Source organism: Allobaculum stercoricanis DSM 13633, from assembly GCF_000384195.1.
GTDB lineage: Bacteria > Bacillota_I > Bacilli_A > Erysipelotrichales > Erysipelotrichaceae > Allobaculum > Allobaculum stercoricanis.
The window spans coordinates 1,977,071-1,988,917 of record NZ_KB913034.1; the positions used below are offsets into that span (position 1 = coordinate 1,977,071).

Below are 11,847 nucleotides of genomic sequence, written 5' to 3' on the forward strand. Positions count from 1 at the left end.
ATCCCCAGTTTCCCCACCCTTATTGTTATAATCTTTAACTTTTATATAGAAGGGAGAGTTAAATTTTATGGAAATTTCAGTAAAACGTACCGTTTTTTTAGAAGCAATTAACCTAGTGGGTCATGCTATTAACCCATTGAATCCAAAAACAATTTTGACGGGAGCTAAAGTTCAAGCCAATGAAAATGGACTAACTTTTTTAGCAACCGATGATTCACTTGCGATTCAAACCCAAATTATTCCTGATGAGAACAATCGACTTGAAGTTACTGAAAAAGGATCGATTGTCATCAATACACATATTCTTTCTGAATTATTACGTCGCATGAATAGCGAACAAATTCAGATTGTTACAACAGATGAAGATTTATTACGTGTCAGTGGAAGTGATGGAAATTACGATTTAATTTGCCAATCTGCTTATAAATACCCAGCAGTTGCATTAGATCGCCCAGAAAACCACTTTGTGCTTCCAGCTAAATTTTTTAAAGCAATTGAACGTCACGTTGTATACGCTGCAGCGGATAAAAATACAAGACAAGTTTTATTAGGCGTTAATATTGAAATTGATGGTGAAAAATTTATAGCAACGGCAACCGATGCATTTAGAATGGCTAGCTTTAAAACAGACTATCCAAGTGAACAAACAATTCGCATGACCATTACGCCAAGCTTTGCTAAAGAAATTGCTCGTAGCGTACCAGAAGATCAAGACATTGATGTTTATGCAGATAAACGTCGTATTATGGTGACGTATGATCACACGATGATTCAATCTCCATTAATTGAAGGAACATTCCCAGATGTACATTCCATTATTCCAGTGGATCCTAAAGCTCACTTAAAAATCAAAGCGAGTGATTTAATTGGAATGCTAAATCGTTCTTTGATCTATACTTCTAAAAAATCTACTTTAGGTAGTGTTGTTCCTGTAGAAATGGCTTGTTCCGAAAGCGGAGTGAATATGCGCGTATTATCCAGCCAGATTGGATCATGTCGCGAAGTATTCAATAACGTGGAATATACAGGTGACGAATTTACTTTTGCCTTTAATGCACAATTGATGTTACAAGCATTAAACGCATTAGATTTAGAAGGCGATGTTGAACTGTTCATTTTGAATGAATTACGTCCAATTCGCATCAGCAATCCGAAAAATGATGAATTGACAATGGTTGTTGTGCCAATTCGCCAATATTAATATTTGAAATTGATTGAACTGATCTAGACAGTTAGTGTTTAGATCAGTTTTTTTTTGAGAACATAAGAAGAAAATGAAGAAAAATGAAAAAGATCAAGGAAAAGAAGGGAGAATATATTTTCACTGATTTTTCACAAGTACTTTTTTAGAGTCATTAAGAACGATCTTTTTATTTGCGTATTCCTGTGTGTTTAGATAGAAATTCTCAATGTGTGGTAAATAGGGCCTATTTTTGTTATAATTATGAATGGAAAAGAGGATTTACAGATGAAGTTTTCTTTAAATGGTGAATATATTACTTTGCAGCAGCTTTTAAAAGCCTGCGATCTGATTCAGTCAGGTGGACAAGTAAAAGCTTGGCTGGCTGAAAATGAAGTTCGTGTCAATGGTGAACTCGAAAATCGTCGCGGGAAAAAATTGCGCAGTCATGATGTAGTTGAAGCCGCAGGAACTCGGATCGAGATTGAATGAACGTACAGAAGCTTGTTCTTTCGGAGTATAGAAATTTCGAAAAGGCTTCTTTTTCTTTTAATCCTGATTCGATCTATATTCTATTTGGAAAAAATGCGCAAGGAAAAACAAATCTGATAGAAGCCATCTATTTCCTTTCTCATCTACGCTCATGGAGGACCAATAAAACACCTTCTTTGATGCGTCATGGCCAAGAGTCTTTCACTCTAGAATGTGTGGTTGAAAATTCTGGACGGCTTGAGAGCCTTAAAACAATTTTTTCGCAAGGCAAGAAATATTTATTTCGTAATGGAAAGCCAGTGTCTGCTTTTTCTAATTTTGTAGGAATTTTAAATGCGGTCATTTTCTGTCCAGATGATTTACGTCTTTTTTCTGATCCACCAAAAGAAAGAAGAAAAATGATCGATATTGAATTGGTGAAATTATCTAGATCTTATACGACTGTACTCAGTCAGTTTAACAAGCTTTTAAAAGAGCGCTCAACAATTTTAAAGACTTATCAAGTGGATCAAGTATTACTCAAAACCATTACCGATCAAATGATTGATGCGCAAGTGATATTAATCCAACAAAGAGTTGCATTCGTAAAATTATTAAACGAAAAAATGAATGAGATTTTCCACAATTTTTCCGAAGGAAATGAAACGTTAACCCTTCGCTATAAAACTTGTGTGGATGCCTCAGCCGACGTTCGCCAACAGCTCGTTGATGCTTATGCGAAATCATATGATAAAGATTTAAAAATGAAAACAACAGCAATCGGGATACATAAAGATGATCTTGAATTTTATCTCGATGGCAAACTTGTTACCCAAACCGCAAGCCAAGGGCAAAAACGCTCAATTATGCTTGCGCTAAAAATTGCATTATGCCAAGTCATTAAAGATAAAACAGGACATCATCCTGTTTTACTTTTGGATGACGTTTTCTCGGAATTGGACGAATCACGCAGAGCGGGACTCGTTGCTGCTTTTCCCGATGAAATTCAAATTTTTATTACAACGGCCGAAACCGTAGATCCATCCTGGTTTAATCGGCCTGTCCATTTTTACACAGTAGATCATGGAGTCATGAAGGAGGGATTATACGATGTCTGAGATCGAAAACAAAGATCAAATGCCAACCAATGAAAATCGTACAGTAGAAAATGCCCAAGAGCTTAAAGAGTCTATTTCTGAATTTGACAAATTAGAAAATGAAGCAAGTCATGTCGATCATTCTTATACCGCTGATGATATTCAAGTTTTAGAAGGACTTGAAGCGGTTCGTAAACGTCCAGGGATGTACATCGGATCGACATCACAACGTGGACTTCACCATCTTGTATGGGAAATTGTCGATAACGGGATTGATGAATGCTTAGCTGGATTTGCGAATCAAATTGATGTCACGATTGAAGAAGGAGACGTCATTTGTGTTCATGACAATGGCCGTGGTATGCCAGTTGGGATTCATGAAAAAACACATATCAGTGCTGTAGAAACGATTATGACCGTTCTTCACGCCGGTGGTAAATTCGGTGGTGGAGCATATAAAGTGTCCGGTGGTTTGCATGGTGTTGGTGCCAGTGTAGTTAACGCCCTTTCAAAATGGTTGGAAGTCACTGTTGAGCAAAACGGAAAAATTTACTATATCCGTTTCGAAAACGGTGGAAAAACAGTTGAACCACTTAAAGAAATCGGAACAACGGATAAAACGGGAACAACAGTTCGCTTTAAACCAGATTCAGAAATTTTTGAAGAAACGACTGTTTTTGATTTTGGCATTTTAAATTCCAGAATCCGTCAATTAGCATTCTTAAATAAAAAATTAACACTAACTCTAACAGATCAACGTCCAGAACATCCACAAAGCAAAACATACAGCTATGAAGGTGGAATTGTTGAATATGTTCAATATTTGAATAAAGGACGTGAAGTCATTTCTGAAAAAGTCATTTATGCCGAAGGCGAAATGGATCAAATCTTAGTAGAAGTGGCGATTCAATACAACAAGGATTTCCAAAACCAAATTTATTCTTTCGTCAATAACATCAATACACCAGAAGGTGGTTATCACGTTGATGGATTCCGTTTAGCATTGACTCGTGAGTTGAATAAATACGGACGCGAAAATAACTTGTTGAAAAAAGACGAAACACTGACACAAGAAGACGTCAAAGAAGGTTTAGCAGCGATTATTTCTGTTAAACACCCAGATCCTCAATTTGAAGGTCAGACGAAAACAAAACTCGGAAATAGTGAAGTTCGTAAAATTGTCTCCAATATTTTTGGAAAATACTTAGAACGCTTCTTACTTGAAAATCCAAAAGATGCCAAAGCGATGGTTGAAAAAGGATTGATGGCAGGGCGGGCTCGTCTTGCGGCAGCAAAAGCGCGTGAAGCTGTTCAACGTAAATCTGCTTTAGATGGTATTACTTCTTTACCAGGTAAATTAACTGACTGTTCCAGTAAAGATCCTAGTGAATGTGAAATTTACATTGTCGAAGGGAACTCCGCGGGTGGATCTGCCAAGATGGGTCGTGACTCTCGAACACAAGCGATTTTGCCACTGCGCGGTAAAGTATTGAACGTTGAAAAAGCGCGTGATTCTCGTATTTTCAAAAACGCTGAAATTAACTCAATGATCACCGCATTTGGTTGTGGATTTAGAGAACAAACAGATGTCTCTAAATTGCGTTATCATAAAATTGTCATTATGACCGATGCCGATGTCGATGGAAGTCACATTGCAACATTAATGTTGACGTTCTTATATCGCTTTATGCGTCCAGTCATTGAAAATGGCTATGTCTATATCGCTCAACCTCCTCTTTATAAAATTGAAAAAGGCAAAAAAGTCGCATATGCCTATAAAGAACAAGAAATGGACAAATTGCGTGCCGAATTTAAAGAAGGATATAAAGTACAACGTTACAAAGGTTTAGGGGAAATGGATGCCGAACAATTGTGGGAAACGACAATGGATCCAAAACGTCGTATTTTAAAACGAATCACAATTGATGATGCGATGGAAGCGGATAGTGTCTTCTCCATCCTGATGGGTGAAGATGTTGAACCACGTAAAGAATTCATTCAAAATAACGCAGAATATGCGACTTTAGACCTTTAATTCTTCAGTTTATACACAATTTAAAATAGGAATAAAAAATGAAATTCAGATTTTTATAATCTGAATAAGACAAATAAGATCTGATCAGATTTTAATCAAGATCTGTAAGAAAGGGGAAAATAATGAGCGAATCTGAAATCAAAACTTCCGAAAACGTTGAAGAAGAAGAAAGATTTGATGTTGTTGAAGATATCGAAATTTGTAAAGAAATGCGCGAATCATTCTTGGACTATTCAATGTCCGTTATCGTTCAACGTGCATTACCTGATGTTCGCGATGGTTTAAAACCTGTTCATCGTCGTATTTTGTATGCGATGAGCACATTAAATATTACCCCACAATCTGCGCATAAAAAATCAGCGCGTATTGTCGGTGATGTTATTGGTAAGTATCACCCACATGGGGATACTGCTGTATATGAAGCCATGGTCCGTATGGCACAAGACTTCTCTTATCGTTATCCACTAGTAGATGGTCATGGTAACTTTGGTTCTCTAGATGGAGATGGAGCTGCGGCGCAACGTTATACAGAAGCGCGTATGTCCAAAATCTCGATGGAGATGATTGCGGATTTAAACAAAGATACTGTTAATTTCGCAGAAACTTATGACTCTGATGGCAAAGAACCAGTTGTTTTACCAAGCCGTATTCCAAACTTACTATTGAATGGTGCAGTCGGAATCGCAGTTGGTATGGCGACGAATATTCCACCACACAACTTAAATGAAGTTGTAGATGCGATTAAGGCTGTCATGAATGATGAGAATATTTCAGTTCCAGAATTAATGGAATATTTACCTGGACCTGATTTTCCTACGGGCGGAATTATTCTTGGCCGTAAAGGAATTCGTGAAGCGTATGAAACAGGACGTGGATCGATTACAGTTCGTGCAAAATATCGGATTGAAGATATGCCTAATGGTAAAAAACGTGTTGTTTATTACGAAATTCCATTTGGCGTCAATAAGATGAAGATGTACGAAAAAATGGCGGAAGTCATCCGTGATAAAAAAGTCCAAGGCGTAACCTACTTAAACGATGAATCTAACCGTGAAGGTGTACGCATCGTCATGGAACTGAAAAAAGATGCGCAAGAAGAAGTCATCATCAACCAAATGTTTAGAGAAACACAACTGCAATCCACATTTGGAATTAACATGTTGGCTTTAGAAAATGGTCGTCCAAAACAGTTAAATATCCATGAAATGATCACGGATTACATCAATCACCAAATCGAAGTCATTACCCGTCGTACACGTTTTGATTTACGTAAAGCAGAAGAACGTTTGCATATCGTAGAAGGTTTACGTATTGCGCATGACTTCTTAGATGAATTGATTGCATTAATTCGCTCATCTAGAAAAGACGAAGCGGGATTGGTTGCAGATATGAATGAACGCTTTGGATTAGATGTTATTCAATCCAAAGCGATCTTAGCAATGCAAATCCGCCGTTTATCCGGATTGGAACGTGAAAAGATCGAAAATGAATACAATCAATTATTAGAAAGCATTAAAGACTTTAAAGACATTTTGGCTAACCGTGAACGTGTCTTAAATATCATTCGCGAAAACTTAGATGATATTAAACAACGTTATGGTGATGAACGTCGTACTGAAATTATGGAAGGTAACTTCGATGTAATCGATGAAGATTTAATTCCTCAAGAAGACATCATCATGACATTAACTCACTCTGGTTATTTGAAAACTACACCAACAAGCACATACCATACGCAAAACCGTGGTGGAAAAGGAATTCGTTCCATTTCCTTAAACGATGAAGACTTCATTGATTTCATGGTTGGTTTATCGAACCATGATTACTTGTTGTTCTTTACGAATGAAGGTCGTGTGTATCGTATGAAAGGCTTCCAGTTCCCAATCAGTTCTCGTACTGCCAAAGGAACACCAATCATTAACTTCTTACCATTACAAAATGGTGAAAAAGTTGAAGCCATTCTGCCATATAATCCAGAAGAAGAAGCGAAGTCATTATTATTCGTAACAAGAAATGGTATCGTTAAACGAACATTGATGTCTGAATTTAAAAACATTAACCGCACGGGTAAAGTCGCAATTTCCTTAAATGAAGGAGATACTTTGGCATTCGTTCGTCGCACAACTGGTGATGAAGAAATTCTGATTGCCGGAGACCGAGGAAATGCTGTTCGCTTTAAAGAAAGTGCCGTTCGTTTAATGGGACGTACTGCAACAGGTGTTCGTGGTATTGATCTGATGGGCGGAAAAGTTGTTGGCGTTGCGAGCTCTTCAATGGGCGAAACAGTCATGTCCTTAACTGAAAAAGGATATGGAAAACGTTCTTTAATTTCAGATTACCGTTTAACAGACCGTGGTACACGAGGTGTTAAAACAATTGTAACGTCTGAAGAAACAGGACCAATCGTTGCCTTTAGAGCAGTGAGCGGTGATGAAGATGCATTGATCGTAACTGAAACAGGTCAGATGATTCGTTTCCACTTACAAAATGTGAAGATTCAAGGGCGTACAACACGTGGTGTTCGTGTGATTCGTTTAGCAGAAGGTGATAAAGTTTTACGTTTAGCTTTAACAGATCACGAAGAATCTACAACAAACGATGATTTAATTGAAAATACAGAGATCGATACAGATACAATTGAAGAGATCATTGATGATCAAGAATAAAGATCGATCAAATATCTGAAAATCATATTGAATTAAAAACATTGATGAAATAACAAAGGGACAAGTCAAAATTAGCTTGTCCCTTTGATTTCAATGAGAACAAAAATCTGAACAATCATACGAATGTGAATTTCAGATTTTTGCAAATTTTCAGCATATTTTTGAAGAAAAACAACGATTTTGAATGAATATTCATGAGAAAATTTGCTTGTTTGCCTACAATTTTGATCGGTGATAAATTATAACGTGTAAAAAAGGAGATTTTGCATGCTCGACTTGAAATTTGTCCGTGAAAATCCGGACCTTGTCAAAGAAAATATGGAAAAGAAGTTCCAGCATCACAAACTCCATCTAGTTGATGAAGTAATTAGTAATGATGCCCAATTGCGTCAAACTCAGCAATTAGCGGATGAACTTCGTTCTCAAAGAAAAAATGCATCCAAGAAAATTGGAATGTTAATGGGCCAGGGCAAAAAAGAAGAAGCTGAAGCAGCTAAACTGGAAACAGCTAAACTTGGCGAACAAATCGATGAACTGGCTAAAAAAGAAGATGAATTAAGAGAAGCAGTAACACAAGCAATGATGGCAATTCCAAACATCATTGATCCAAGTGTTCCAATTGGTAAAGACGATTCAGAAAACGTTGAGTTACAACGTTTCGGTGAACCAATCGTTCCTGACTTTGAAATTCCTTATCATACAGAAATTATGGAATCTCTTGCGGGAATCGATATGGATGCAGCAAGACGTGTAGCCGGAAATGGTTTCTACTATTTGATTGGCGATGTTGCTCGTTTACACTCTGCAATCCTCTCTTATGCTCGTGATTTCATGATTGACCGTGGATTTACTTATGTGATTCCACCTTACATGATCCGTTCTAATGTCGTAAATGGCGTAATGTCCTTTGCGGAAATGGAAGGTATGATGTACAAAATCGAAGGTGAAGATCTGTATTTGATCGGAACTTCCGAACACTCTATGATCGGCCGATTCATTGACCAAATCTTAGATGAAAAAGAATTACCATATACTTTAACTTCTTATTCCCCATGCTTCCGTAAAGAAAAAGGTGCACATGGAATTGAAGAACGTGGTGTATATCGTATTCACCAATTTGAAAAACAAGAAATGATCGTTGTCTGCAAACCAGAAGAATCTGCAGAATGGTTTACAAAACTGCACACAAACACAGTAGATTTCTTCCGTACATTGGATATTCCAGTTCGTACATTAGAATGCTGCTCCGGTGATTTAGCTGACTTAAAATGTAAATCTGTTGACGTTGAAGCTTGGTCTCCAAGACAACAGAAATACTTCGAAGTTGGTTCTTGTTCCAACTTAACTGATGCACAGGCACGTCGTTTAAAAATCCGTGTAAAAGATGAAAAAGGTAATAAATATTTTGCGCATACTTTAAACAACACTTGTGTAGCTCCACCTCGTATGTTGATTGCTTTCTTAGAAAACAATTTACAAGCAGATGGTTCTGTACTTATTCCAGAAGCATTACGTCCATACATGGGTGGTAAAGAAATTCTTACACCTAAAAAGTAGAACGAAATCAAAACTGATATGAGAAGTCCATTGAGTCGATCGTGACTTGGTGGACTTTTTTATGTGAGTAAGTGTTGTACTTATTACAATCATTCATCTTTAAAAAAAGAAGATCTGTTCATTTAAAATGAATCAGATCTTCAATACAAAGAAATTATAATTTTTTTGTTTTTCCTGTGTTTAATTGACGGGGAGTGTCACACTTACCTAGATGATTAAGGTAGGTGCTATGGAGATGAATGAATTAAGCTTGTGATGGGTTATTGATGATTGGATCATCAGGATTGGAAGGCATTGGATGTTCTACAGGAGATTCATGAGGAGTTGTCGAATTTCCATCATCTTCTTTGTCTTCATTTTTGTCTTTATCTTTGTAGACCGGTTCTTCAGTTGAATATAAATATGACATTTGCATAACGAGTTGGCCCGTAGAATCTTGATACAACGTACCGGTTGCTTCCGCTTTGCAGTTGCCAAATGGAGCATCAAATCCTTTTAACAAAATATAATTCGATCGACTTTCGTCATAGAGGACAGGTGTTTCAACGCCGGAAGCATCTAGTTTTCCCTCTAATGGTAAATAGCCACTTATGACAACGGAAACATTTTTAGAGATTAACAAGTCTTTCTTTTCTATCGCTTGTGAAACTGTAACTCGATCGCCATCTTGAATTTGATCCATAAGATCTTCTTCTGGTTTTTGTGAAGATGTTGTAGAAGAATCCTCTTGGTTCATCGAAATCGCATCTCGATTTAATACTTCAATGGAGAGAATATTACTTTGCACGCCATCGTGCATGACATAAATAGAATACGTTCCTGGGGTATTGGATTTGAATTTGATTTGATCATTTTCAACCCAGGCTTCACTTCCTCTTGAAGGGTTCAAATCGTTTGGATCGATATTATTGTTGAAGCCAGATAGATTCGTTTTGATCGATACAGTGTCACCAATTCGAACTGGAGAGTTTGGATCTACAAGTGAGATCTCAACGTTTTTTTCACCTTGGCAACCAGCAAATAAAAGTGAACTGCCAAGCGCGAGTGTAGCAATTATTTTCTTCGTCTTTTTCATATGGGGGATCCTTTTTAAAAATGTTTAATTGAAATATTTATACATTGATCATAAGCTATTTTCCCATCGTTAACTCTTAATGTTTTCTAAACAATAGGAAAAATAAGCATAATCTATTGGATCCAAGAACGAATGATTCTTTGCATGATAAGCATGCGAAAATGGAAATCAACAGGATGCAAACGATCAGATCTTTGATCTGAATTTCATATCTTTAACTGGATGATTGAAATGATTTCCCGTTTTCTAAAAGACAAATCTTTAAATCGTACTGAATAGAGAAATTAGAATCAGATATATTCTCCAAAATCTGATTCGAGTATTTGATCACAATTTAGTGGCGAATGAGGCTTTGACCCTTTTGAGCTAGGAAATTTATTTTGAAATAGAAAATCAATATTGCGATAGAGTCTGAATCAGATATTCTTTAGAAGAGAAATTGCGATTTAGAGCGTGAATTACAATGAAATCAGATTGATTAAAACAAATACTGAAAGATCAGGATTTGTTCAAAATCAGGCCTATAAAGCGAGTTTTATTTCTACCATTTGTGATCTTTAAGCATGATTCAAACAGGAGTATTTTAGATGGCGTTGGATAAACCCAAGAAATGAATCAGAAGATTTTATATGAATTTGAATATGACATCATTGATTTAAAATCAGGTCTAGATCAAGGACATCAAAACGCTCAAATAGCACATAATCATCCAATCAACAAATAAGATTAAGAGATCAAAATAATAGATCAACCGTTTTTCTCTTGCATAAAAGCTTGCAACAATTTGAGAATCTGATAAACTAAACGAGCTACTACAATAACATCTCACTAACCGTGTCAGGTCGGGAACGAAGCAGCACTACGTGGGCGCTGTTATGTGTAGTAGTTTTTTTATTGATCAATCATTCTGAATGTAGAAATACGTTCAGATTTTTTTTATCTGAAAATGGATTTCTTTATATTTGTTCATTTTTCTTTTGAATGTTTGTTCTGCGCAAAAGGAAGCCATTCATATTGTTCAAAAGCAATGACAACAAAGAAAATAGAATAGAGAGATCCACAAACTTTCGTAAAATCATTTGATCAAACTCTTTAAAGAAAGTTGGAATTTTGCGAAAAAGAAATAAATCAATCAAGGAAATTGAATGTAGTAAAGAAAATAGGATTAGCACATTCCTTTCGGTAATATTCACTTTTGTTTGATAAAATTAAATCAGATTATGAAAAACGAAAAAGAAAAATATATGCGAAGCGCACTACGGCTTGCTAAAAAAGCAGAAAACTTAGATGAAGTGCCAGTAGGGGCTGTAATTGTCAAAGACGGAAAAATACTCGCAAAAGGTTGGAATCGTAGACAAACCAAACAGAATCCTTTAGAGCATGCCGAGGTCATGGCAATCCAATCCGCTTGTCGAAAATTAAAAAGTTGGCGTCTGGAAGGATGCGATTTATATGTGACTCTTGAACCTTGTCCAATGTGTTCGGGTGCTATTATTCAAAGTAGAATTGAACATGTTTACTTTGGTGCATTCGACCCTAAAGGAGGAGCTGTTGCTTCTGTTGTTTCTCTTTTCGATCTTCCGCAATGGAATCATCACCCTATGTGGGAAGGTGGCATTCTAGAAGACGAATGTTCTATGATTTTAAAACAATTCTTTAAAAGAAAAAGAGAGTTAAAAAAACAAGAAAAAAGAGCCCTTAAATTGAGATCAAACAACAACTAGAAAATCAAAAATAGATTTGAAATTTGATTCGGTGTCATTTGA

Annotated in this window: 8 protein-coding genes and 1 other RNA gene; 8 read left to right on the forward strand and 1 reads right to left on the reverse strand. The window is 36.5% G+C overall.

Annotated features, from left to right (window positions below; genetic code table 11):
• Positions 1 to 67: 67 nt before the first annotated feature.
• From dnaN to serS, 6 genes are all read left to right on the forward strand, one after another.
• Positions 68 to 1,201 carry a DNA polymerase III subunit beta gene (dnaN, locus tag ALLST_RS0109220; protein WP_019893906.1) on the forward strand — a complete coding sequence of 378 codons (1,134 nt, stop codon included), beginning with the start codon at positions 68 to 70 and terminating at the stop codon, positions 1,199 to 1,201.
• A 267-nt stretch (positions 1,202 to 1,468) separates the two neighbouring features.
• Positions 1,469 to 1,672: a S4 domain-containing protein YaaA gene (gene yaaA, locus ALLST_RS0109225; RefSeq protein ID WP_019893907.1), complete on the forward strand. Its 204-nt coding sequence runs from the start codon at positions 1,469 to 1,471 to the stop codon at positions 1,670 to 1,672.
• Positions 1,669 to 2,769 (forward strand): DNA replication/repair protein RecF, encoded by a 1,101-nt coding sequence (recF, locus tag ALLST_RS0109230; RefSeq protein ID WP_019893908.1) that lies wholly within the window; start codon positions 1,669 to 1,671, stop codon positions 2,767 to 2,769. The genes yaaA and recF overlap by 4 nt, the downstream gene beginning before the upstream one ends.
• On the forward strand, positions 2,762 to 4,783 hold the full coding sequence (gene gyrB / locus ALLST_RS0109235) for a DNA topoisomerase (ATP-hydrolyzing) subunit B (protein WP_019893909.1): 2,022 nt from the start codon (positions 2,762 to 2,764) through the stop codon (positions 4,781 to 4,783). Before recF ends, gyrB begins: the two co-directional genes overlap by 8 nt.
• Before the next feature lie 122 nt (positions 4,784 to 4,905).
• Positions 4,906 to 7,449: a DNA gyrase subunit A gene (gyrA, locus tag ALLST_RS0109240; RefSeq protein WP_019893911.1), complete on the forward strand. Its 2,544-nt coding sequence runs from the start codon at positions 4,906 to 4,908 to the stop codon at positions 7,447 to 7,449.
• A 267-nt stretch (positions 7,450 to 7,716) separates the two neighbouring features.
• Positions 7,717 to 9,006, forward strand: a complete 1,290-nt coding sequence (gene serS / locus ALLST_RS0109245; RefSeq protein ID WP_019893912.1) for a serine--tRNA ligase — start codon at positions 7,717 to 7,719, stop codon at positions 9,004 to 9,006.
• A 244-nt stretch (positions 9,007 to 9,250) separates the two neighbouring features.
• Here serS and ALLST_RS0109250 read toward each other — a convergent pair whose 3' ends face one another.
• Positions 9,251 to 10,081 carry a hypothetical protein gene (locus ALLST_RS0109250; protein ID WP_019893913.1) on the reverse strand — a complete coding sequence of 277 codons (831 nt, stop codon included), beginning with the start codon at positions 10,079 to 10,081 and terminating at the stop codon, positions 9,251 to 9,253.
• Positions 10,082 to 10,882: 801 nt separating this feature from the next.
• On the opposite strand from ALLST_RS0109250, the gene ffs reads away from it, so the two are divergent.
• Both ffs and tadA read left to right on the forward strand, forming a co-directional pair.
• Positions 10,883 to 10,980, forward strand: an RNA gene (ffs, locus tag ALLST_RS11370) — signal recognition particle sRNA small type.
• A 321-nt stretch (positions 10,981 to 11,301) separates the two neighbouring features.
• Positions 11,302 to 11,805 (forward strand): tRNA adenosine(34) deaminase TadA, encoded by a 504-nt coding sequence (tadA, locus tag ALLST_RS0109260; RefSeq protein WP_019893916.1) that lies wholly within the window; start codon positions 11,302 to 11,304, stop codon positions 11,803 to 11,805.
• The last annotated feature ends 42 nt before the right edge of the window (positions 11,806 to 11,847 follow it).

Bases quoted from the DNA above. Each gene is read 5' to 3' on its own strand.
- ALLST_RS0109250 (WP_019893913.1), bottom strand. From the start codon at position 10,081: ATGAAAAAGACGAAGAAAATAATTGCTACACTCGCGCTTGGCAGTTCA.
- gyrA (WP_019893911.1), top strand. From the start codon at position 4,906: ATGAGCGAATCTGAAATCAAAACTTCCGAAAACGTTGAAGAAGAAGAA.
- yaaA (WP_019893907.1), top strand. From the start codon at position 1,469: ATGAAGTTTTCTTTAAATGGTGAATATATTACTTTGCAGCAGCTTTTA.
- dnaN (WP_019893906.1), top strand. From the start codon at position 68: ATGGAAATTTCAGTAAAACGTACCGTTTTTTTAGAAGCAATTAACCTA.
- recF (WP_019893908.1), top strand. From the start codon at position 1,669: ATGAACGTACAGAAGCTTGTTCTTTCGGAGTATAGAAATTTCGAAAAG.
- tadA (WP_019893916.1), top strand. From the start codon at position 11,302: ATGAAAAACGAAAAAGAAAAATATATGCGAAGCGCACTACGGCTTGCT.
- serS (WP_019893912.1), top strand. From the start codon at position 7,717: ATGCTCGACTTGAAATTTGTCCGTGAAAATCCGGACCTTGTCAAAGAA.
- gyrB (WP_019893909.1), top strand. From the start codon at position 2,762: ATGTCTGAGATCGAAAACAAAGATCAAATGCCAACCAATGAAAATCGT.